The sequence below is a fragment of the bacterium genome, from assembly GCA_016708025.1.
Taxonomy (GTDB): domain Bacteria; phylum Zixibacteria; class MSB-5A5; order GN15; family FEB-12; genus FEB-12.
Genome location: JADJGQ010000002.1, coordinates 282,316 through 305,956, shown reverse-complemented (window position 1 = coordinate 305,956; position 23,641 = coordinate 282,316). Strand labels below are relative to the sequence as shown.

Below are 23,641 nucleotides of genomic sequence, written 5' to 3'. Positions count from 1 at the left end.
GGAAAAGTTGGCGGGGGGGGGCGACTGCAAGCGGTCGTTTTTCAGGGTCCTGCCAAATAATGACAAAACAAGACCCGGCGGGTGACTGGATCACACCACCGGGTCTGGTACACACTCGATAGCTCGCTATTCGAGTGCCATCATGCTGTTATCTTCTCCTACTTGATGAGTAGCATCTTCTTCGTTTCAGTGAATTCTCCAGTCGTTAAACGGTACATGTAAACGCCGCTGGCGTACTGGCTGGCATCCCAACGAACCGTGTGAGTCCCGCTCGCTTGATCGCTGTTGACCAAGATGGCCACTCGTTGACCGGTCAAGTTGTAGACTTCCAATGTCACGTATGCGGCAGTCGGAAGACTATAGCTAATCTCGGTTGAAGGGTTGAACGGGTTCGGATAGTTCTGGGAAAGCCCGAACTCTACCGGAACAAGGGAGGCAAGGTTGCTGATGGAGCCGTAGACCGTTGCGAATTCTGCTGTGGACGCCTCCGATGAGATAATAGTCACCTCTTCCGAAAACGCGAACAATTCCTGTGTGCCCGGGTCAATTATCCCACGACCCTGCAAGTCGACAGCCAGAATAATCACTTCGTTTCCGGCTCGTTCAACAAAAAGGTCAAATTCTGAACTCAAGAGGCTACCTACTGATCCAGATGTCTGGACTTTAAGTAGAACCGCTCGAAGAGGTAGTTGGCTAGATAGCGAGATTGCATAACGACTACTGTTTGACACGGTTGCCAAGTGATAACCAATGTCTGGTTTGAGAAACGGGCTCGCCGCAGCGCCACATTGCAGAATCGGGCGAGGAGTGCTGGTCAGGTATGCAATGAGAATTGTCAGGTCCGACAAATCAACTTTAGGATCCCCGTTAGCATTAGCGGCCTGCAATACACAGGGTGCGGGTCTCGGTGTCTGAGTCAAATATGCTATCAGTGCACTCAAATCAGAGAGATCGACGTTTCTATCGCCATTATTGTCGCCTCTAAGGTAGCCATGTACTATAAATGAATCCTTCATGTTGTCAAAGTGTGGCTCAAATGAATTGAATCGCGAGTCCGAGAAAGACAACATGCGTTCCGGATCTGACGACAAGGTTGTGTCCCAATGCAATCCCGTTGAGGTTGTGCACTGTGCGGCTGCCTTGAAGTGGATATTAGCGATAAGATGATTTCCCGGGGCTAGCTCCTCAAGTGGACTGTTCGTCAAGACCATACGAAGCGTTCCGGACTGATTGTCTATTTGAGTCTCAATCAGTTCGTCCCAACCTTCTGTTGCAAGACCTCCCAATTGCACACTTATCACTTCGGCGCCTTCGGGAATGCTGAGGGGGATGTTCATTCCAACAACAGGTCTCCAGTTCCTGACGCGAACAGGTTGCACTAAGATTTCTGTATCACACGGTAAGGCCGATAGACCTGGGAATTCAATGAAGTTTGGCTCGACTTCATACTCCACGACAAAGGCATCTGCCCCGAAAAGCGTTCCATCGTGCCACTGACCAGGGAAATTCACACCGTAGTACATATACGCTTCAGTTCCACCCCAGCTATTACTTGGTTCACCGGGTGCCCAATTAGTGTAAACAAATGGTTCTCCAGAGTCCCAAGCCCAGTTACCCTCGGATACTTCACAGCCCCCTATTGCCTTAGAAGTATATTCTGTAGGAATGATACTAGTAATGAACTGGTTCTCACCAGATTCAGAGATGCTTGCCAGATAGCCGCCCCGCGCACGAGCCGAGTCGCGGCACGCCGTCCAGGAAATCCAAGGTAGACCAGCCGATGGCCCTTTGACTACTTCGTACCAGTGGCCTGTCCCCGCCCAATAGATGGGACCATTAGTTGAGACAATCGTACCCCAACTCAGATCTGCAATCGAACCGTATTGACTTCCACCTGATGCGCCAATCGGCAAAGTGTCCAAGTTTCCAGATTGCACATCATAAACACAAACATTACGTGCCGTCGTTACGGTCCATTCCTGCGTCGCGAATGCTATTCGCGTTCCGTCGGGTGACCACGCCGGATTTCGATCTGCGATGTCCCCTCCACCATGTAGCAGTGTATAATTAGTATCCGCTCTGTTCAACAGAGCAAGATAGCTCCCATGTAGACAGCCGGTGCCAAAATAGACAGCGGCAGCTATATTGTCTGGATTAGTCGGATTAAACGACCATTCAGTATCCCAATATGTTCTGCCGTCAGCTCGTTCAGCTGTTCCTCCTGTTGCCGGAACCGAATACATTCCCCAGTTACAGCCTCCTGGAATGTAGTCCCAATAGTAAATTCGACCGTCCGTTGGGTGCCAGATGGCACCATAAGAACCGCCACTGCATCCAGTCAGGACGTCTACTGCGCTCGTTGCCAGGTCGAGAACTGCGATCTGTCGGCCTCCGCAGCTTCGGGAATACGCGATCTTGGTATCATCTGGACTCCACGAGAGGTCATACGCAACATCGTTCGCACTGGTCACCTGGGAAACTGCACCCGTGGCAACATCATAGAAATAGATATTTCCATGGTACTGGCCACCGTCGAATCGTGTGAATGCGATGGTCTTACCATCATGTGAGATCTTCGGAGAAAATTCGTCAATTGCGCTGTTTGTGATCTGCATTTTCCCAGTTCCATCCGGATTGATCATCCAGATGTCATGGTTCCCGGATTCGTTCGACGAGAAGACGATCTTTTCGGCTGCCATAACTGCACTTCCTATGAGAAGGAAGACTATGGCAAACATTAGTACTGCGAACCTCATGTGTACCTCCAGAAAATGTTTCATGTTGCGTGCGTGTGATAGAGCGACGCACGGTTGAATTTCGGAAGTACATTGCAAGTGTGATGCCAATTTTGAAGTGGTATTGTCACACGCGTTACTCATTGCGGGACAATATCGTAAAACCGGAAAATTCGGCGACTGTATTGTCGCGTGGAGTAGTTTACCTACAATAAGAACGATTACACCGGAGTAATTTTACTTCTCGGCAATCTGAAATCGAAGTGAACAACGAGTGTGGATTGTAGAATCATTCCGTGTGAGAGTGCACTATTGCAGTGCACCTTATTCGCAGGTCAATCGCAGGGACGTAGTCTTACCTCAATACTCGTGCCCGCCCCAACCGTGCTGGTGGCGCTGATCGTCCCCCCGTACATCTCGATGATCTTCTTCGTAAGTGATAGCCCCAAACCCGTCCCCTTGTTTGGTTTCGTTGAGAAAAACGTATCAAATATCCTGGGAAGAATTTCCTCGGGAATTCCGGCGCCATTGTCGCTGAAAGTGACTCGTGTGAAATCCCCTGTCGTCTGCCACTTGATACTAATAATCGGAGTGGTTCGATCAGTCAAAGCGTCGAGACTGTTCAAGATCAGATTGGAGAAAACCATGTCGAGCTGTGCCAGATTAGATTCTATAACTGTGTTTTCTGGACCATCAAGAACCACTTTCGCCTCTTTGTTCTCCAGTAGTGGTTTGTGTGCGGCGATGGCGCGCTCGATCACTTTTGGGAGCAGAACGCGTTCCGGCAAATGCTCAGATTCCAGTTTCGTGTAACTGGAGATGATTTGTGTTATGCCGACTGCTCTCGTTACCGCAACACTCAACGGAACCAGGCATCTTTCCAGCTTCTCTTGGCTGATGGTGCCGGTTGAGGAGAGGTCTTTGATCTTTGTGATCGCACTATCTGCCGGAAAGAGCGCGTTGCGGATCTCATGCGCAAAGCCGCCCGCGATATCTTTTGCCTGGAGATATTTCTCGCGCGCGATGATCGCCGGCTGTGCGTCTTTCAGTTTCTGGTGCGCCTCGGCAAGCTCCTGACGCTGGCGGTCGATTATGCGAAGGTTCGCTTTTGTTCTTCGCTGATAGAACGCAGTCACAAACAGCGCCGCCAAGAGTGCAAACGACCCGGACAAAAAGTAGACATGGTTCTTGCGATAAAAGATCACGGCCAGGTCAAGGTTACTTCGTCTGGACAAACTAGCGAAATAGTGGCGTCCGGTATACTCATTGAGGATAAGGGCCGTGACCTGCCCGGTCGAGTCCCTGCCCAGCACTTCGCACTGTGAGGTTTTCGGCAAGAGCGCCAGCAGGTTGAAATGCGCGTCAAATATCCCTGTCCGTTCTCCATCCAGCGGAATGAGCCGGGCATCATGTATCCCGTCAAACCGCTCTATGAAACCCGCGTCACCAGCAGGAAATCCGGGCTCGGAGTGATACAGTTTTTCCAGAGCGGCCGAAAACACCTGAACAGATCTGTCTGCGTTGAAGACCAATATTTCCTTAACCCCGTCATCATCCAGATCAATAGCCCACATGCTTGGGCTGAATTGCGAATCTGACACCTGGCTGATGGTCTGGCCGTTCGCAGAGATTCGCTCCAACAATCCTGCGGAGAGTCTTGTGTCACCGGTGGTGTCATCAATGGTCAGTCCAAGGATGTAGAATTCAGATCGGGATTTGGCAATATCCAGAGGAAAGCTAAACGGATAGGTGGACTTACTCAGTGCAAAAGCAACCTTGCCTTTTCGGTCTACCCGCCCGAGGTACCCGAATCTGTCCCTGAAAATGGAGTCGCTGACACCCTGCCCGGGAGCTTCTGTTGCGAAAATGACCCCGGGATCACTCGTGTCGCCGCAGGTAAAAACCGTATACACCGGCGACGCCACTTTAAGCCGCCATTCAAGATGGAATGAGTCGGCCTCAATACAGACGAGCTCTCGCGGCTGGCTATCCCTGACCGCGTTGAAATAGAAAAAGAGCTCGGTCTGTCCGTCAAAATCGTAATCGGCTGTCAGAAGATGCCTCGAATTTCCCGACCACTTTCCGTCTCCGTCGCGATCAACAACTTGAGCGATCGAGATCCACTCCACCTTCCCTTCCGGCGAAACCGCTTTGAACAGATAGAGTGAGTCACTTCGCAGAGCAGTTCCGAATATCCAGACTGAGTCTCCCCGAGGGACAACCGCGATGTCTTCTATAAGGGTTCCCAGAAGCGCCATTTCGTCGAGTGCAGCCCGATGACCAAAAGGGCTCCAATTGAGGTGCCCCTCAGGGGATTCGCTTGGCAACGGATTCATCGCTCGCACATATGTAGAAAGCTCATCAGGCCGATTTGCTACCGTTACAGCACGAAGTGAGTGGCGGACTGGCGGGCGGTCACACGGGCTGGTCGCGGCATCTTTAATGACAACTGAGTATGGAAGAAGAGATGTGTCGACTGACGGATCGTATTTGAGTTCGATCGACTTCGACTCCGCCAGAAGTGGCAACAGCAAAACGACCAGCAGTACCGGCATTGAGCGCAACAACACCTTTGCTGTACTCAGAAGAAAAGCTGATTTTGAACGAATGATCGAATTCAGGTGTGCTCCCGGTTGCCTGTTTCGATTGAGAAGATAGCCGCAGTATCAGCCGTGGTCAATCAAAAACGTCGAGATCGATGGGGTGGGTGTCAATTGTCCCGGCAGTATCAGTATCGTCTTGCCTTTTGTCCACTTATCCTGCAATATATGTCTGCTCGCCTAAGCAAACAATCAACCGTCACGTCCGAACATTCGGGGACTCAATGGATATTCGCAATCTGTCTGCTGAACCGCTTGGCAAACTCTTCTCCTGGCTGCCGCCTGACCTTCAAGCAGAGACCGTAGTCTTTCTCCCCGACGCATGCCCCGGCAAATCCCCCCTTCCGACGGGAACTGCGGTGCTGACCTCACAGTCAAACTGGCGCAAGTTCGCCGTGTCTGATTGCGGATGCGGCATGCGACTGCTGGCATCAGATCTTGACCGAACCCGATTGACTCGCGAGACCTGGAACGAAGTAGCTTCTTTACTTCGATTGAACAAAGGGCGCGTTGGCGATCTGGGAGGAGGGAATCATTTCCTTGATGCGTTGGTGCCGGTCGACGGCGGGCCTTTGCATTTCCTGATCCACACTGGTTCGCGCAATGAATCCGGGCTGGTGGATGCCCTGATCGATCAGCCTGCGCGCTTTGACGAAGAGTTCGGACGAATCGTCAAGTGGGCCTCGGAGAACCGTGCGGGTGTGCAGCATGCGCTGGAGCATCTGTTTGGTCCACTGTCGGTAGTATATGATCTTCCACACAATACCTTCGAACAGCTCGCCGATGGCCGGGTGATTATCCGGAAAGGATCGATCCGACTTTATCCCGGTGAAGTCTGTGTGATACCGTCGCACATGTCCGGCGATGTTTCGCTCTTGCGAGCGACCGACAAAGTCAGCGAGTCGCTCTATTCGATGAGCCATGGCACCGGTCGAACGATGTCGCGTGGCGAATGCAAGCCGCTGGCGGATACGTTTGATTTCGAGGACTTGCGGAGTCGTATTCTGATGCCGGACGGTATCGAGGATTCATCGCTGAGAACCGAGGGGCCATACGCTTACCGGGATCTCGATGAGTGCCTGATGTTGATCGACGGCTACGTCGAGGAGATCCAGCGTTTCCGTGTGATCGGGTATATGGGACACCTGGGGTGACCTAAGCGCCGATCCTGCTATAATTGATGGCAACGATTTTCCTGATGAACCGGCGTCGCTCTTGAGCCACGGCGAATGATCTATCTGATAGGGAAAATTTGGTGGAGGTGGGGGGAATCGAACCCCCGTCCGAATACAACGTCAAGCTGTCTTCTACGTGCGTAGCGTCCACCTATTTGTCTCGTATTCGAAGCTGTCGTGACGCAGACCACTCCAAACACCAGCCGCTTTATTTAAACGATCCGTCGCGACACCAGACCATCGAGTCTCCTTTAGCGACGCCGTATCCCGAGCATGGAGACATACACTCGAGTACGACGGACCATCAACTAACGGTTAAGTTAGGCGGCCATGGCGTAGTTATTTTCGCCATTTGTGGTTTGCCTAGTTTGATAACGGGGACCCAGACAACCCCGGCACGCCAACAACCCCTCGCTACATCCGTCGAAACCTGTCACCCCCATATCGGAAGATCCAAGATTCAGGATCGCAAGAGAGTCCTGGCAGACTCTCCAGTTTTCAAAGAACAGGTCCCACCATAAATGGTGGGGTACGGTAATTAGAGTCGTCGATACTGGTCCGCTTCGCGCTTTGCGAAGAGAGGCTATCCATCTCAACCAGTACTCAGAATCAGGCCGCACCAATCCGCTTCGCGCTTGGCGAAACATTCGAGTACAGTCGATTCAATATACTCTATCGGTCGATTGCTTCCAATCACCGCAACTTACATAACGTATACTCCGGATAGTTGTTTCAAATTCAAAGAATCGCAACTACCATCGTATTCCCTTGTTATACAAAGCAATAGGGCGAGTCGATGACTGCAAAAGAGACAGGATGACGATTTCCGGTGGGTTATAAAGCAGGAAATGGATTACAACGCCAGCGTTCGCTGGGAATGCTCCAGCTTCAGCAGCCACTCTTTGCGCCAGAGGCCGCCGCCGTAGCCGCGAAGTTTCCCCGTTGCTTCGATCACTCGATGGCACGGAATGACGATCGAAACATAATTCGCGCCGTTGGCTCGTCCGACCGCGCGTTGCGCGCCGGGTCGATTCAGATCGACCGCCATCTGACCATACGAGCGAGTCTCGCCATACGGAATTTTGAGAAGCTGCTTCCAGACTGTCCGCTCAAATTCTGTTCCGGCGATATCCAACTGGACTGTGAAGGTTGAAAGCTTTCCCTCGAAATAGCGCGCCAGTTCATCGCGAAGTTTCTCGAGATGCTGATTCTCCCCCGATACGACCTGCCGGCGATACCGCCTTTCCACACGTGCCTTGATGCGGTCGACACCGCCACGGTCATGCCATTCGAGAAAACAGATCCCCTTCTCGCTCGCGCCGGCGGTCATTTCGCCGAGCGGGCTCGATAGATCAATCGCGACAATTTGATCAAGTTCAATCAGCTTAGTGCTGGGCATAATACTCCCCCGGGGTTTTACCGAATTGACGGACGAATGCATCGCGGAAGGCCGATGGCGATTCATAGCCGACCGCATAGGCAGCATCGAGATACCGCTCCCCCTTCTCGATCAGTTCGCGCGCATGTTCAAGGCGCAGTTTGCGATGAAACGCCAATGGAGTCATGCCGAGTGATTCTTTGAAGTGTCGACGAATAGTGGAAACATCGACACCGGCGATCTCAACCAACCGCTTCTCCGACATCCGTTCCTCGCGCTGTTCTCTCATCCGGCGGATCAGTTCATACAGCCAGGCAGGGAGATTATTCGGGAATCGTTCGGCACGGCAACGTTTGCATCCACGGAGCCCGGCACCGATAGCATCCTCGCGGGTCGGATAAAAACGGACATTCTGGAGTTTGGGCAGTCGCGCGCGACATGACGGGAGGCAGAAGATCCCGGTCGAATGGACACCGACATAAAAGCGGCCATTGAAAGAAGAATCGTTGGTTTGCATAGCCCGGACCATCTGCTGGTAAGAGATCGTTTTCATGGGAGTAATGTACGAGGGATCGGGGGAATCGTCTACCGGAAATCAGGCAAACAATTTGACTGTATGCAGATGTGATACGGCCGGGCGGTGCCGGAGCGGAATCATCATCTTGTTGTGTGAAAGCGGGTTGACGTTTTGGGAGAAGCGATCAATTTAGCTGTTTGCAAGGCGAGAGGATGGCAGCCAGCCTCGCCTCTTCTATCCGGCCTCTATTAATGGGGACGGAGTCGGGAGCAGTGAGTAATGTAATACGGGGGGATAGATTGGATGAGCCTTGGAATGTCTGTCAGGGGAATAGACAATCGATCCCACTTAGTCTCTCGACAGTGGGCGATGCTCAACGAGTGCGGTCGGTCGGCACTATTCGCACGATTGAGTACTCCGCAAAGGTAGTATCGGTCAAGAATGGTTCAAGACGATCTCCCTTCGACGGATCTTTGATGACGATTGGAATGTCGCTGAGCGAGATTCCTGAATTGTTGTAAGCGGTTGGTTCAGCCTCCGTGGTTTCATCAGTGTAAATTACTCCATGCCTGTAGTGCTCTGATATGATCCGCAATTTGATTCTGAGTAACCCTGAAACTCCAGCTGCCGGTCGAGCCGTATTCATTTCGTACCCGAATCCCCCAGCAGGCTGGGCAAGGGAATAGTAACTCCAAGCCGTTGCTGTCGGTTCAAAGACATCGCTAACACCTAGTTCGCTTATTCTGGTGACAAGGGCGAAAGTCTGTCCGCTATCTGTAGCGCCAATGGGAAAAAGAGAAACGGATCGCGACATAACGATTGGTTTATCTCTCAGCTCATCTTGCAAAGGGAGTCGTGGCTGAATGGCTCGATGGAACCAGAACTCAAGAGAATCATCATTGCCTCCATTGACTTCCTTCACAAGCAATGGCCACAGCCGACTCCAATCATGCTCCAGCTCCACTGGCGCTTTCCCCGAAGCAACGACCGTCTGCAAAACTTGAACGATCCTAATCCTGTCCAGCGAGCGGTTCCGCCAACTTTCAAAGTAAGCAATTGTTGCCACAAGGATTATGGCAACGGAAACTCCGATCGTTATCGTTGGACGATGACGCTTTACGAATTTGTGAGCTCTGCCAAGCAGTCCTGTTCGACGTGCCGTGATCGGCCGATTCTCCAAAATGGCTTTCAGATCCAACGCAAATTCATGGGCACTTTGATACCGCCCTTGAGGATCGTGTTCAGTTGCTTTCATCAGGACCGTTTCTACGTCCATCGGAATTCGGGCGTGACGGCGTCTTGCCGGCACGGACCGTCCAGCGAGGATCGCGCTTACGTATTTCTCGTCAGTGTCGCCGTCGTAGGGGAGTTGTAACGTCAAGAGTTCGTAAAGTGTAACCCCCAGTGAATAGATGTCAGTGCGCTTGTCGATGTCGGCACGATGCGCAGCCAGCTGTTCTGGCGACATATACTTGAGCGTCCCCATGAAGTCACCCGCGCGCGTCATGCTGGTCATATCGTCTGCGTGAGCAATGCCAAAATCAGTCAACTTCAAACGCGAGCCTGATTCTGTCAGGAGAATGTTGTTCGGCTTAATATCACGATGAAAGAAGCCCTTGTTGTGCACATACTCGACGGCTTCACAGAGGTCTATAAATTTCGCTAACACATTGTGTATATACTCTGTCGTGATGGTGGCCGTGACATCGCCGCTTTTCGACGCTTCCTTTCTTATTTGAAGGAGTCTGTCCGCTAGAGAACCACCATCGGCAAGCTCCATGGCCAGGAAGTGTATTTCCGCTTCCTCCCCCCGACTGTACACTCGGATAATATTGGGATGGTCCAGCTGGCCAACAATCCAAGCTTCACGATCAAATCGCTGATAAGCAACTGATTGTCCGATTGATGGGTGGAGGACTTTGAGCGCCACTGGGCGTTTCATAGACTCATCGAAGGCGCGATAGACGGAACCCATTCCCCCGCTGCCAATGAGAGATTCTATAATAAAGGGGCCCAGCTGAGTTGGAACTGGACGTGGAGGCTGATTGCCAGAAACGGATTCTGTCTCATCCATATCATGGAATGGCTTGGGTTGCTCTTCCATAGTGCCTCGTTGGTGCAATTATCCCAATAATAGTCTTTGGTGCCCACATTGAAAAGCGAAAAGTGGACAGAAATAGGCCCGCAGCCCCGCACTATCAGTCTCGCTGAAGCAGCCGACGTCCAACCCACGCCCCAATGAATGTCGCCGGGAAACAGCAAATCATCATCCAGACAAATTCAAATGGCCAGAGGTTGTGGTTGGTCGGGTCGAATGTGCAGTCAACGATGATCCGGATCACTTGTGCGATCGCCACACCGCCGCAGACTGCCAGTGCAAGTCTGGCATATGGTCGATCGGTGGTTGCTCCCAGATAAAGACCTGCGATAGCGCAGAAGATAGCCCAACCCAGAGCGATACCGGAGGTAGAGTTGTTCAGTGTGGAGTACGACATCGGCCAGAGAGTGATCGCGCCGATGATCAACCCGAGGAGGGCGGGATACCAGGATCGAGAGCTTATTGAATCACGCCTGAATCGTGTCATAGGTCATTCCCCGAGTCGATTGTACTTCTTCATCACTTCACGTAAGCGGTCATGCGGCATGCCATACAACGTGTTGCCGTTGGCCCCGGACATCGTTTCCGCGCCAACCAGTACATTGATGATCGCTTCCTCGGTAGCTTCCACCGCTGCTCGATACAACTTATCCAGATTCCATTTGGTGATCGAGCGCTGCGTCATCGTTGTGTAGGTGCTGTCGTACTCAAATGGCGAAGTTGAGAATGCCAGAAAGACGTCTCCTGAACCATTGCCGGACGTTGTGCCGGTGCGTGCCATCCCGATCGCGCTTCGCTTCGCCATATGTCTCAGATACAGCGACAGCATGGGGGCATCGGTCCCGATCACGACGAAAACTGAACCATCGGTCCATTCCTCGTCAATCACTGGCGCCAGATCGGTAATCTCCTTACCGACCGGAACGCCGCGGATCATCAGGTCATCGCGTCGTCCGAAATTTGCCTGTACCAACACTCCGACAGTGTAGGTGGTGTCGCCAATGGTCACTTGCCGCGACGCGGTCCCGTTTCCCCCTTTAAATCCATACAACCACATGCCTGTTCCGCCACCGACATTCCCTTCGGCGATCGGCCCACTCTTTGCGGAATCAAGAGCATCAAACAGATCCTGTTTGGTGATGTGAAAGCCGTTGATATCGTTGAAATCACCATCCCAGGTTTCGCCGACAATTGGATACCCGAACGACATATCTTCGACGCCACGCTCGCTGAATGTCCGATAGTTCCACTCACCGATGGCATCGCGCACCACCCCTGCGCTGTTGGTGTTGGTAATGCCGATCGGTCCCCAACGCATCCCGTAGTCATCGATATAGAGTGCCGCAGACATGTCAGCATCGCCATTGAGAGAGAAGTAGCCACACGGATAGTAGTCACCATTCTTGCCGTGTGGGAGAATCACCGTCACACCCGTACGAATTGGCCCCTTGCCGACAATCAGTTTTCCTTCTCCCTCAATGCGCGTTTTGTATCCAACCAAGACGCCCGGAATATCGGTGATCGCGTTGTGCGGACCAGTGACGCCGTCAAATGGAATCCCCAGATCTCGAGCGCGCGGCTTAGCCTCGATCGGCAAAGAACCGAAAATCAGAAACGCGATCAGGAATACGAAGGTCAAGGAAGAGACTCGATCAGTCATCTCAGGCCTCACAAGTTACAGGATGTCGGTGCCCGGATAGATCTCTACGGCTTCAGATAGGTGCCGCGGAAATCGTTTGTCAGCAGATCTTTCAGCGTGATGAAAAGCGAACGGGAGCGGAAGCCGAGTTCCGTCTTCGCTTTCTGCGAGGAATAGGCCCAGTCATAATCCAGCATTTTCACGATATCGGGATAAAACGAAACCTTGTGCCCGGACCCGAATTTGGAACGGAAGTGGTGGTATCTCCCGGCGAACCATCCGACAAAATCCACCAGGCCACGCGGAATCGACCAGATGTGCGGTGCGATCTTGAGCTGAGCGGAGACATGGAGGATCAGATCACGCTCGGTGATATTGTCACCGCCGAGAATGTAGCGTTCGCCCGGCCGGCCCTTGACCATCGCGGCAACAATTGCGGGAGCAACATCGCGGATATCGACGAGATTCATCCAGTTGTGCATGCCGGGAAGGATCGGCTGGTTGAACCGTTTGGTTGCCTTGCCGCGATCGTCGCCGGTGCGCGAGGGGGCGACCATGATCGACGGATTGACTATCACCAGTTCCGGGCCGGGCTGTGCGGCGAGTTTGAGCAGTTCTTCTTCGGCGGCCCGTTTGGTCATGATATAGGGGATCTGCAGATGACGCAGATTAAACTCATGCTCTTCATTCGCCAGACTGTTTGGATGAGAGAGTCCGGGACCATTGGTGCGAAGGACCGCGCCGACTGCCGCAACGCTGGAGACATGGACAAATCGTTTTACACCGGCCGCTCTGGCGGCGAGATAAAGATCGGTCGCGCCGAAGGTATTCACGCCGGTGAATTGGGTCAGGCGATCCTGTCGGAAATCTACCAGCGCGACGGTATGAATGATGGCATCAACACCCTTCACTAATTCCGCCAGTTGCGGCTTGTTGCGGATATCGGCGACCCGCTTCTCCAATCCGAGCGAATCGATATAGTCGGTCTTGGAATTGTCGCGAACCTGGGCGATCGGACGATATCCCTGGGTCGTCAGCTCATAGAGGAGCTGTTTCCCGAGAGAGCCGCTGGCCCCGGTTACAAGGACGGTTGATTTGGTGTCAATTGCCATCAGGCGGTGAATATATGGATTTGGAGGCTGGCTGTCATTTCTTTCAATAAGGAGTAGTCGGTCTCGGTTGGCTCGTCGGCCCGTCCAGGACCAAGTTGTTAACATGATTTTATGTACCGTGCATAACCATTATGCCTAATCTAACAATATACCTTGCAGCGCATTACGCGAATGTGTACTATTTTGTAGCTAAACTCTTCAACATTCCTCCCGATACAGTTCTCAAGAGGCTATATAATGAAGAGATTAGACAGATTCCTGACTCTCCTTTTGCTGCTTTTCTGTTCCGGTAGTCTGATTGGAGCAGAGGTATCCGGCGTGGTGAAGCGGAAACCGGCCGATCCGGCGCCGACCCGTTCAGCCGACCGGTATCGCGGTCGAACTGCTGCCGCGCCAACATCTGATGGAAATGCTTCCACCTGTGCCTGTAATCCGGGCCTCTATTCGGTGGTCTGGCTGACCGGTGATTCATTGCCGCCCGTCACACAACCGGCGGTCATGCCGAGCATGGCGCAAAAGGATATGATGTTTCAACCTCCCGTATTGGCAGTCGGGGTTGGTACGACGGTTTCATTTCCCAACAAGGATCCTTTCTTTCATAATGTCTTCTCGTATTCCAAGCCGCGGAAGTTCGATCTCGGGCGATATCCGGAGGGAGAGACCGCCGAGGTGACTTTCGACAAGCCGGGGATCATCAAAGTCTTCTGTGAGATTCACTACTCGATGCGCGCTTACATCCATGTGCTGGAGACTCCGTATTGTGTCACCTCGGACGACAAGGGGAATTTTTCATTTACCGATGTTCGTCCCGGCAAATATGAACTGCATGTCTGGCAGGAGAATCAGCCGGAGATCAGCCAGCCGCTGGTGGTGGAGAGTGAATCGATCCAATTGGAGATCGAATGAAGTTTGCGCTTACGTTGACACAACGTTATCTGCTTTTCCTAGCGGCTATCATTACCGCGTTTATCATAGGCTCGCAGGTTATCACCTCGCATGTGGTCAAGTCAGGACTGGTGGAGATGTTCCGCCAGCGCTTCAGCCGTGCGCAGGTAGTGCTGGAGCAGTACACTGACCTGCATCGCTATACCCGGAGCCGCGAACTGGAAGCGGTCCTGACTTCGCCCCGCTTTTTGGCGACGCTGGCAACGGAAGACTCCGGGACGATCGCGATCGAACTGCCGGCGTACGAAGAGCATCTCGATGCCGACTTTCTTGCCTACTTCGACCTCAATCGACAACTCTCCTATGTAACGAATAGCCTTCCAACGTCAGTAACTCGTCAACTGCAGTCGCGTCGCCTGACCAATTTGCTTGAGCTGGAGACAGACTTCCTGACAACGGATAGTCTGAATTACGAATTGCATATCAGCCAGGTGACGACCTCGGATGGTCTTCGGCTTGGGTGGCTGGTCACCGGAAATTCCATTTCGCAGGGACTGGCGGCGGACCTTCGACAACTGACCGGCTTTGATGTCATTATCTCACATGCGGGCCGGATAATTGGCCACAGCAGTTCGCCGTTGATCGCGACACTCGAGCGACAGGGAAAACTGCAGCAACTGGCCACTGATCAGCAATTGCTCAGTACGTTGTCGATCGAGGATGAGGAGATAATTCTGTCCAGCTCTTCAGGTTTAGGGAGTGCAACGACTGTGACTTTTCTTGGGTCGCTGGATGAACATATCGATCCAATCAAATCCGAGATAACTACGTATCTGCTGCTCTTTGCCGCAGGCGGTGGGTTACTGGCGATGTTGGTGATCTACCTGGTAACGTCTCGTCAGATAGGCAGACAAGTAACCAATCTCGTGCAGGCCGCCGAAAGGATCGCCTCCGGCCAGACGGAGTTTCAGATCGAGCCGCTATCCAAGGATGAACTTGGCTTTCTCGCGGGAGAATTCGAGAAGATGAGGCGACAGATCGCCAAACACCGCGAAGAGATCGAGAAAGCGTACGATGCCTCACTTCGTTCGGAACGGCTTGCGGCGATCGGCAAACTGGCGACAGGCATTATTCATGATTTCAAGAGTCCGATGGCGGTTATTCGCGGGACAGTCGAACTGATCCAGCGAAAGGACCCCGCCAATAACAAGCTGGTCGCATATTGCGGGACAATTCAGGGGCAGGTCGACCGCATGGTTGATCTGGCGCGTGATGTGATCGACTACAGCCGTGGCGAAAGCCGGCTCGATCTTTCGCCGGTTGACTTGACGACTTACTTCGCCGAGATACGCGAATTTCATAGCGGCGCATACCAGGCCGCAGGGATACAACTCCTGATCACCAGCAGCCCGCATGTCACTTTGACGCTCGATCCCAATCGTTTCCGCCGTGTCGTTGATAATATTCTCAATAATGCTCGGGAGGCGCTCAAACCCGGAGATCAGGTTGAGATCAGTTGGCGATTGACCGAGAGTTCATTGCAGGTTGAGATCGCGGACAATGGGCCGGGGATCCCCGAGGCGATCAGAGAGCATCTGTTCGAACCATTTGTCACCAGCAATAAAGAAGGCGGGACCGGCCTCGGCCTCGCCATTACCAAGAAAATAGTAGATGACCACGGCGGCGCGATCTCGGTAGTATCCGCGCCGGGTCAGGGAAGTTGTTTTGTTGTCGCTCTCCCCCGTGCGTTGACCAGCCCGGCGCGCACGGATGACGTTGTTTTAGCGTGAGGTAAACATGTATCGGATTTTCATGGTTCTCGGCCTGATCCTCCTGTCGGCTTGGCCGGTCTCGGCGGATCTGTCTGTCAGCGGCATGACGGATATCGTTTTCAAGAATGCCGACAATGACGATTACACTAATATCACCTTCAAAAAGCACTCGCCATTCCACACGCTGCGCACTCGACTCTTCTTTGACGCTACACTTTCTGAGAACAGTTCGGCTTTTCTGCAACTGATGACCGACAACAACTCGGTGATCATATACGGGGCGTACATACGGTTCACCAATCTTGCGGGAAAATATGTTAATCTGCAGGCGGGGTACATTCCGACGACGGTTGGTTCGTTCGGCGCACGCGTTTATAGCGACAAAAATCCGTTGATCGGCACGCCGCTCGTCTTTAATCATCACTCCAATCTGGTTGGGTTCATTTCCGATTCGATGCGGTCGGTTGCGCAACTGCTGGGCCGCCGCGACACCCGCTACAATCTGGGTCTGCCGGTGGTTTACGATGCCTGTTGGAATACCGGCGCCGAAATGTATGGCTCGGTTGGCAAGCTGGATTACTCGCTTTCGCTGCTCAGCGGCGCTGTTTCGTTGCCGACTCTTGAGCAGTACAAAGACGTTCCCCAGGTGACAAGTAAGCTCAATTACTATTTCAATCCCGGCTTTATGATCGGGGCGGCCGGATTTTATGGTCCCTATCTTTCCGAGTATGTCTATGGCGATGAGATCCCTGAGGGGCATGAGTATGTCGATTATATGAATGCGGGGGCAGGGTATGATTTCTACTGGTCAAGCCGATATCTCGAAGTATTCTCGGAGAGTTACTGGGCGATGTGGGAACACCCGTACCTTCCGGACCTCTCTGTCACCTCAGGCTATTTCGAGGCAAAGTACAAACTGGCGCCGGGATGGTACCTTGCCGGACGGTACGATTACTTCGAGCCAGGAACTGTGACGACTGAATCGGGGAGCGAAGAGAAGTGGGATTATCCGTTGAAGCGATACGAATTCGGTATCGGCCATCGGTTGAACCGTCAGGCACTGCTCAAGCTGGTTACGCAGTTGAATCGATGTGAGATGAATAGTGAGCTGGATGTCGACCTGTACGCGATGCAGTTGTCGATCAGCTTTTAAGAGCTGAAAGTTCGGCTGTACTGCTCGAGCTGGTCAACCAGTCGGTCAATATCAGCTTCGTTATTAAACAGATGGGCAGAAACCCGGATTGAGCCTTCTCGTTGCACCAGCGTGATGCGGGCATCCAGGATCTTGCGGTGCAACACCGGTACCTTCGGCGCGGTGAAGCTGACAATCGATGAGCGGTGCCTTTCTTCCAGCGAAGATGTGATCTGATACAGCGGATTCGTTTTCAAATAAGCGATCAATCGATCGAGCAGTGCATGATTGTGGCGCTGAATGTTTTCAATACCCAGTTGCTTGAATATCCCCAAAGCCGCTTTCATGCCGAGAATATTCCAGACCGCATAATACCCCATTTCAAATGTCTTGGCGGTATTCAGCCAGGGCTTGTCGAAGTGGAATAGGTCGGAGTATTGTCCTCCCCAATCTACGCCGAGCCAGGAGCCAAACGGGATCTTCATCTGCGATCGAATGCGGTCGGAGATGTAAAAGAAACCGGAGCCCTGCGGGGATAACATCCATTTCTGACAACCAACAGCAAAGATATCGACATTAGCCTGCTTCATATTAATCGGTTCAGCCCCCATCCCCTGAATGCCATCGACGACAAAATAGAGCCCATGCTCACGGCAGATCTTCCCTATCTCTACCAGATCGCACTTGAATCCATTAAAGAACTGCACGTATGAAATTGCGAGGACTTTGCTTCTGGGAGTTATCGCCTTAACCAGTTCATCGGTGCTGAACATGCGGTCATGCGATGGCACATATTTGAGCGTCAGCCCCTTATTTTCGGCCGCCGCTCGCCAGCAGTAGATATTGACGGGAAAATCAACATCGGAGAGCAAAACTTCATCTCCCGGTTGGAGAGGCAATCCAAACGCGGCGATATTGATACCAAAAGTGGTGCTCAGCCCGATGCCGACCTCGCGAGTTTCCGCTCCGATCAGAGCTGCGTAGTCATGGCGAAGTTCATCGGCGGCCGCCATCGCCAGTTTGGTGTCATCTTTGCGGCAGGTCAGTCGCATCTCCATATTCTCGTCGATCGCCTCTTTGATCGGCGTGCAGATAGGACCATAGGACGCGGTATTAAGATAAGTGACGGACGAGGTATGTGGAAAAAGTGAACGAGCCCAGGCGAACTTTTCGGCGATCTGTTCAGGTGTGGGAGTCGGCATATCGCTGCATCAGGTTAGAGCGTGTACAAATGGGCGATGATCGCCAACGATCCCCCAAGCTTAACGATATGCATCAGCATGATATAAAGTACGTAGGACATGGGGAGTTTGATCCGGACTGAAAGCCGCATGCCGACCGGGGCGGCGCCAAGGATAAAGGCAAAAAGTGCCGAGCCAAGTCCCGCTTTGGCGCCGGACAACGGCAGGATCAGGTAGAAGAAACTATAGGCGACAGACGGAATGATGACGTAGAAAAGCATCTCCATGAAGAAGTTCATGCCGGTCCAGAGACATCCCTCTTCTTCGAGCATCTCTTTTGGAATGCCGGTAGTCAGTTTGAGCCGTTTCTCCAGGAAATCAAAGAGGAGAGAAACAACCAGCAGATAGATGCCGCCGATCCCGGCGCAGTAGATCAGAAGTTCAAACGATACCATCAAAGCCACCCATGTTCTTTGTACCAGGAGTATGTTTCCGCGGCGCCCTGGGCGAACGGGATGGTCGATTCAAAGCCAAGATCCTCTTTGGCCTTGCGAACATCAACTTCCCAGGAATCCAGCAGTTCATTGCATTTCTCGACCGTCAGCATTGGCGTCGCTCCGACCAGTCGTGCGCCCCGTTCGGAGATAGCGGCGATCCGCCGAAAAAGTGAGCCTGAGACCGATATGGTCATCGCCTTTTTCCCCACAGCATCCTTCATCTGGTCGACCAAGTCTTTGATCGTGTATGCCTGTTTTTCAGCGAGATGATATATTGAGCCGGAGCGGGTCTCCTTGAGAGTCGCGAGTGAGATCCCGGCGCAAAGGTCATCGACATGGACCATCTGCACTTTGCGGGTGACATCGCCGAAGTATACTCGCAACCGCATGTTGGCCAGCTTGAAAAAGCTGAATGCCTCTTTGTCCCCCGGTCCGTAGACGGCGGATGGACGGACGATCACGACATTAAGTTGGTCTTTGTAAGCAGTGGTGGCTTCTTCGCCGGCGCGCTTGGATTCGCCATAGGTGGTCACCGGATGTGGTTCATCCGACTCGGCGACCGGTCGCCCATTGATGGACGGGCCGCTCACAGCTTGTGATGAGACGTACACCACGCGAGTGACATTGGGATTATTGCGGGCCACGGCGGCCATTAGGTTGGCAGTCCCCTGACCGTTGACATGGAAGAATCCGTCGCGGTTTTTTGACTTCACTACACCGGCGTTGTGAATGACGTAGTCAACCTCGGCGACCATCGCGGCGAGTGACGCGGGGTCGGTAACATCGCCGTAGCGGTAGGTAACCGCCAGGCCGTCAAGAAGGCGACGGTCGCAGTTCTGCCGGATACCGGCAATCACCCTGAACCCCTGTCGCAGGAATGTCAGACAGAGGCGGGAGCCGATAAAACCGTTAGCGCCGGTGATAAGGATGGATTTCGTCGCCATGCGGCGAATGTACAGATTTGTACGCTGCCCGACAAGAGGTTATATTGCCGCATGCAATTCGGCTATCGACTGGTGACCGACCCACAGGGACGGATCGAATACAAGCAACGACCCGGGAAAAAGAAGCACTTTCATCTGGCGATATTTGTCGATGAACCGCCCGATCTGCTCGATGAGATCCGGATGGTGGAGTATCGGTTGCATGAGACTTTCGCGGAGCCGATCCGGCATAATGATGACCGCGAGTCGGGCTTTACGGAGCAGTTTTATACCTGGGGGAAATTCACGGTCGAGGTGATTGTGCTTTTCCACGACCTGCACACCGAGTCATTTCGGTTTTATCTCGATTATGAACTACCGGCGGATTATGGGTTGAATTACGTGCAGGTGCCGGTGGAGTGAGGGTCCGGACGGTTATTGTGAATCCCACCATAAATGGTGGGGTACGGTTTTCATGAGGGGAGTCTTTTTGAGATGCAAAATGCTGGAGTTTTCCTAGTATCTGTGCGGGGAGGATCAATTCGCTTCTCGTCTTCGCTCGAAGCGACAGGGTGAAGATTGCATTTATAATCGTCGGTTCGAGCGGAGTCGAGAACCGACGGAGGTTTTTCTGCAATTCCCGTTAGTGAAGACCCTGACCCGTCCGCCTTCGGCGGACACCCTCTCCCAAGGGGAGAGGGGAGATTTGCTGCTAATGAAAATGCTCTGAAAACCCGAAAGAATTCCCTTCTCCCTTTGGGAGAAGGTGGCCGGAGGCCGGATGAGGGATTATGTGAGCGGCAGACGTCCTCGTCTGCCCTTTGAAGGGATTTGCCGTCAGCCACGGGCAGACCGGGAGGTCTGCCGCGCAACAGTTCTACTTCTTCTCCTCAAACACCATCGCTGAAAACTTGTAGACCTCGGCGTACTTGTCTTTGTAGCCGTTTTTCGGAAGGCCGGCTTTCAGGCAGGTCTGCTCCAGAAATTGTTCAACTGTGAACCCGTGCTCAGTCGCTACCTGCGGGAGGAGAAGCCCGGAGTGCATATCCAGTTTGATCAACAGGCCATCGCGGCCGATCACGATATCATGCGAAAAATCCTTCACCCGCTCAAGGCGGGAGAGGAGAGATATCTCGATATGCAGTTTCTCGAATTCTTCTTCGGCCAGTTCCGCAAACCGAGGATCCTCGAATGCAGCCGCTTCGGCCATCGCGGCCACCGCATCGGCCAAAGTCTCGCGCGCCTGGATCCGTCCTACACAGCCGCGCAGGTCACCATCCAGCATGAGGGTGACAAAAACCCCCTGCTTGCGATCTTCGAGAGTGGTGATAAGCGGGACATCATATTTCCTGCTGCGCAGGCGCGCCGCAATTGATTCGCGCGCAATCGTCAGCAATGACTGCTTTTCATCATCGGTCAGTTCATCAAACTTATCCCGCTTGGCCGGAGAACCGAGATCTCTTTTCAGGCGAGGGCCGATCCGGTGTGTCCCCTGCTTGATGATCGCGGCAGAGAGATAGCCGACCACTTCGTCGAAATCTCCGGTGACCGTTGCCGAAGTACCATACTCCAGGAATTTCATTTCAGCGCCGCCAAGCAAACGTGCGGCCATCATCACCGAGGCAACCGGCCCACCGCCGCAGGCCTCTCCCTTGCCGGAGGCTAGCGTATCGATAAGCAGTTCGGGATCGTATTTTTCAATCGCGGTCTGAATGGCGAAATCGAGTTTCCGCGCCGCTTTCTCCGGATGGAAATGGGAGAGGTCAGTCGAGGCGATCAACAGAGCGTTGCTGTCTTTGAGGGTGGTAGCCAGTACGCCGCCAAGGGCGCGAATCGAATCCGGCTCCTGGTCCCCCATCACGATCGCCACCATTTTGAATTTAGTGCCGAGGACTATCTGGAGAAAGGGGAGCTGGACCTCGAGCGCATGTTCCCCGCGGGTTGAACCGGAAGCATGCCCCATGCTGGAGAAATAGACAGAGGGGTGCATGGAGGCGATGCGCGTCGCCATCTCTTTGTCGATCTCGACCACGCCGATCGGGGTCTGGTAGCCTTCGCCGGAATAAACCGCGGAGCCTTTGAAGAAAACGGTGTGTGAGGGGGAGACGATAACGACTGTGTCAAACTCTTCGCCTTCGAGCAGTTTGAAGGCGCGGGCCGCGATCTTGCCGGAATAGAGGTAGCCGGCATGCGGCGCGACCAGACCGATCGGTCGGCCGGAGATGGATGGTTTGTCGACCTCGGCAAAAAGCTGGGCAATGGTTTTGGTCAGTTCGACCGGGTTGGCCGGATAGAATGTTCCGGCGACAGCAGGCTTGCGTACGTCCACTTTATCTCCAATCTCCAGTTTTCAAATATATCGGCATTTCGCCGGTAATCCAGTGGGTAAGCTAACTAGTTGGGGGAGAGAAGTCAAATGGGGGGATTGGGGAGAAATAGACAGATTTTGCTACGGCATTTTACCCTGTGCCCCACCCCAACGGGTGGGTTCATGGTAATCCGGTAGGTCAGACGCGGTTCGCCAGCTAGGCGCAGCGAATTATCTGCGCGCCTGACATTTCATGCCTATCACCCCACACATATAAGAATGCTTATGAGCTCCAGCACCGCGTAGGCGGCCAGTCCATATAGCAGGCATCTCGCCTTCCGCACATCAGGAAACAACGAAGCGTCATCGTTTGCCATCATGCTGCCGGTCTTGACCAATTGTCGAATGCGTGTCACCAGGATGTCAACTACGGCCGGAATACACAGAGCAATGATGAGGGGACCAACAATCCAGATCGTCTGAAGCATGCCATCATCGGAACAGGTGAGTGGAAGAACAACATGGGTATAGGTTAGGATTATGCGAAGCCAGAATGCGAGCAGCAATCCAAAGCCGATCCACAGTAAAGTGTGCGCTGCCTTTCGAATCGAGGCTGGAAATTGCATACCGGTCATAATTTGGAAACCCAGGTTCTCACATTCGCCATCGGCGAATTCGGAACCTGGGCTACGTCGTAAATACAATCTGGAGCCTACCCCTTCGCGAGCGGAGGCGGAGTGGCAGCTTTTGGCACGGTCGGTGTGCCGCTTGTCGGGCGAACTCCCTCGACAAATGCCGATAGCGCAGAAATGATCCCGCTCGCTTCGTACGGCATGAAGATCTTGTTCGCGCTTCCTTCAGCCAACTTCGGCAACATCTCCAGATATTTCAGCGTGATCAGTTCCGCATCCGGCTTGGCGTCGTGAATCGAATTAAAGACAGTCGTGATCGCCTGTCCCTCACCCTCGGCCACCGTCACCTGCCGATATTTCTCGGCATCGGCGCGAAGTTTCACCGACGCGGCGTATCCTTCGGCATCGAGCACCTGCGCCAGCTTTTTACCCTCGGCGCGGGTGATATCGGACTGCCGTGAGGCCTCAGCATCGAGAATGGTCGCGCGTTTGTCGCGCTCGGCCTTCATCTGACGGCTCATCGCTTCGGTGATATCGACCGGCGGGTCGATACGCTGCAGTTCAACACGGTTTACTTTGACACCCCACTTGTCGGTGGCGGTATCCATGACATCGCGAAGTTGCCCGTTGATCTTGTCGCGCGACGACAGGCAGGCATCGAGATCCATCTCGCCGATCACGTTACGCAGGTTGGTCTGCGCCAGTTTGGTGGCGGCAACGATATAGTTGTAGATCTCGTAGCGGGTGCGGGCCGGGTCGGTCACCTGGGCGTAGATGATGGCGTCGACCTCGACATTGACGTTATCCCGCGTGATCACCAACTGCGGCGGAACCTCGATCACCACTTCGCGCATGTCGACCTTAAGGACGGCATCCATAAACGGGACGACCAGATTAAGGCCGGGGCCAAGCGTCCGCTGGTATTTGCCCAACCGCTCGACCAATCCGCGCTCGAAGGGGCGGATGATCCGGATCGACATCAGGACGAGGATGAAGACCAGGACGACGGTCACGCCGAGAAATATGATAACAGGATTCACCGTTTGCATGAGATTGT

19 protein-coding genes and 1 other RNA gene are annotated in these 23,641 nt (G+C 53.3%); 5 read left to right on the top strand and 15 right to left on the bottom strand.

The window, feature by feature from the left end:
• Positions 1 to 158 precede the first annotated feature (158 nt).
• Positions 159 to 2,699 carry a PD40 domain-containing protein gene (locus tag IPH75_07605; GenBank protein ID MBK7141929.1) on the bottom strand — a complete coding sequence of 847 codons (2,541 nt, stop codon included), beginning with the start codon at positions 2,697 to 2,699 and terminating at the stop codon, positions 159 to 161.
• A gap of 371 nt (positions 2,700 to 3,070) precedes the next feature.
• Positions 3,071 to 5,290, bottom strand: a complete 2,220-nt coding sequence (locus IPH75_07600) for a HAMP domain-containing histidine kinase (GenBank protein ID MBK7141928.1) — start codon at positions 5,288 to 5,290, stop codon at positions 3,071 to 3,073.
• Between the two features lie 269 nt (positions 5,291 to 5,559).
• Between IPH75_07600 and IPH75_07595 the strand changes: the two genes are divergently transcribed.
• A complete protein-coding gene (locus IPH75_07595) occupies positions 5,560 to 6,489 on the top strand; it encodes an RtcB family protein (GenBank protein MBK7141927.1) in 930 nt (309 codons plus the stop codon).
• 99 nt (positions 6,490 to 6,588) lie between these two features.
• On the opposite strand, the gene ssrA is transcribed toward IPH75_07595, so the two are convergent.
• From ssrA to IPH75_07560, 7 genes are all read right to left on the bottom strand, one after another.
• Positions 6,589 to 6,951: a transfer-messenger RNA gene (gene ssrA, locus IPH75_07590) on the bottom strand.
• Between the two features lie 412 nt (positions 6,952 to 7,363).
• Positions 7,364 to 7,840: a methylated-DNA--[protein]-cysteine S-methyltransferase gene (locus IPH75_07585; protein ID MBK7141926.1), complete on the bottom strand. Its 477-nt coding sequence runs from the start codon at positions 7,838 to 7,840 to the stop codon at positions 7,364 to 7,366.
• A gap of 55 nt (positions 7,841 to 7,895) precedes the next feature.
• Entirely contained in the window at positions 7,896 to 8,441 is a 546-nt protein-coding gene (locus IPH75_07580; protein MBK7141925.1) for a methylphosphotriester-DNA--protein-cysteine methyltransferase family protein, read from the bottom strand.
• 337 nt (positions 8,442 to 8,778) lie between these two features.
• Positions 8,779 to 10,509, bottom strand: coding sequence for a serine/threonine protein kinase (locus tag IPH75_07575; GenBank protein ID MBK7141924.1), 1,731 nt, complete (start codon positions 10,507 to 10,509; stop codon positions 8,779 to 8,781).
• 94 nt (positions 10,510 to 10,603) lie between these two features.
• Positions 10,604 to 10,990 carry a hypothetical protein gene (locus tag IPH75_07570; protein ID MBK7141923.1) on the bottom strand — a complete coding sequence of 129 codons (387 nt, stop codon included), beginning with the start codon at positions 10,988 to 10,990 and terminating at the stop codon, positions 10,604 to 10,606.
• A 3-nt stretch (positions 10,991 to 10,993) separates the two neighbouring features.
• Positions 10,994 to 12,163, bottom strand: coding sequence for a P1 family peptidase (locus IPH75_07565; GenBank protein MBK7141922.1), 1,170 nt, complete (start codon positions 12,161 to 12,163; stop codon positions 10,994 to 10,996).
• A gap of 44 nt (positions 12,164 to 12,207) precedes the next feature.
• Positions 12,208 to 13,254 (bottom strand): NAD-dependent epimerase/dehydratase family protein, encoded by a 1,047-nt coding sequence (locus IPH75_07560; protein MBK7141921.1) that lies wholly within the window; start codon positions 13,252 to 13,254, stop codon positions 12,208 to 12,210.
• Positions 13,255 to 13,491: 237 nt separating this feature from the next.
• On the opposite strand from IPH75_07560, the gene IPH75_07555 reads away from it, so the two are divergent.
• Genes IPH75_07555 through IPH75_07545 form a run of 3 tightly spaced genes read left to right on the top strand, consistent with a single transcriptional unit; the run spans position 13,492 to position 17,064 of the window.
• Positions 13,492 to 14,160: a hypothetical protein gene (locus tag IPH75_07555; protein MBK7141920.1), complete on the top strand. Its 669-nt coding sequence runs from the start codon at positions 13,492 to 13,494 to the stop codon at positions 14,158 to 14,160.
• A complete protein-coding gene (locus IPH75_07550; GenBank protein MBK7141919.1) occupies positions 14,157 to 15,929 on the top strand; it encodes a HAMP domain-containing protein in 1,773 nt (590 codons plus the stop codon). Before IPH75_07555 ends, IPH75_07550 begins: the two co-directional genes overlap by 4 nt.
• Before the next feature lie 7 nt (positions 15,930 to 15,936).
• A complete protein-coding gene (locus IPH75_07545; protein ID MBK7141918.1) occupies positions 15,937 to 17,064 on the top strand; it encodes a hypothetical protein in 1,128 nt (375 codons plus the stop codon).
• On the opposite strand, the gene IPH75_07540 is transcribed toward IPH75_07545, so the two are convergent.
• Genes IPH75_07540 through IPH75_07530 form a run of 3 tightly spaced genes read right to left on the bottom strand, consistent with a single transcriptional unit; the run spans position 17,061 to position 19,665 of the window.
• Complete coding sequence (locus IPH75_07540) at positions 17,061 to 18,245, bottom strand: aminotransferase class V-fold PLP-dependent enzyme (protein MBK7141917.1); 1,185 nt, start codon at positions 18,243 to 18,245, stop codon at positions 17,061 to 17,063. The two genes, IPH75_07545 and IPH75_07540, sit on opposite strands and share 4 nt — an antisense overlap.
• 14 nt (positions 18,246 to 18,259) lie before the next feature.
• The gene (locus IPH75_07535; GenBank protein MBK7141916.1) at positions 18,260 to 18,679 is read right to left on the bottom strand and encodes a hypothetical protein; all 420 of its coding nucleotides are present in this window, start codon (positions 18,677 to 18,679) and stop codon (positions 18,260 to 18,262) included.
• Positions 18,679 to 19,665, bottom strand: coding sequence for an SDR family NAD(P)-dependent oxidoreductase (locus IPH75_07530; GenBank protein ID MBK7141915.1), 987 nt, complete (start codon positions 19,663 to 19,665; stop codon positions 18,679 to 18,681). The genes IPH75_07535 and IPH75_07530 overlap by 1 nt, the downstream gene beginning before the upstream one ends.
• Positions 19,666 to 19,716: 51 nt before the next feature.
• On the opposite strand from IPH75_07530, the gene IPH75_07525 reads away from it, so the two are divergent.
• Complete coding sequence (locus IPH75_07525) at positions 19,717 to 20,067, top strand: hypothetical protein (GenBank protein MBK7141914.1); 351 nt, start codon at positions 19,717 to 19,719, stop codon at positions 20,065 to 20,067.
• A 454-nt stretch (positions 20,068 to 20,521) separates the two neighbouring features.
• Here the strand turns inward: IPH75_07525 and amrB are convergent, their stop codons facing one another.
• The 3 genes from amrB to IPH75_07510 form a co-directional block, all read right to left on the bottom strand.
• Entirely contained in the window at positions 20,522 to 21,973 is a 1,452-nt protein-coding gene (amrB, locus tag IPH75_07520) for an AmmeMemoRadiSam system protein B (protein ID MBK7141913.1), read from the bottom strand.
• Positions 21,974 to 22,212: 239 nt separating this feature from the next.
• Positions 22,213 to 22,587 carry a hypothetical protein gene (locus IPH75_07515; GenBank protein MBK7141912.1) on the bottom strand — a complete coding sequence of 125 codons (375 nt, stop codon included), beginning with the start codon at positions 22,585 to 22,587 and terminating at the stop codon, positions 22,213 to 22,215.
• A gap of 77 nt (positions 22,588 to 22,664) precedes the next feature.
• On the bottom strand, positions 22,665 to 23,633 hold the full coding sequence (locus tag IPH75_07510; GenBank protein MBK7141911.1) for an SPFH/Band 7/PHB domain protein: 969 nt from the start codon (positions 23,631 to 23,633) through the stop codon (positions 22,665 to 22,667).
• Positions 23,634 to 23,641: the final 8 nt, after the last annotated feature.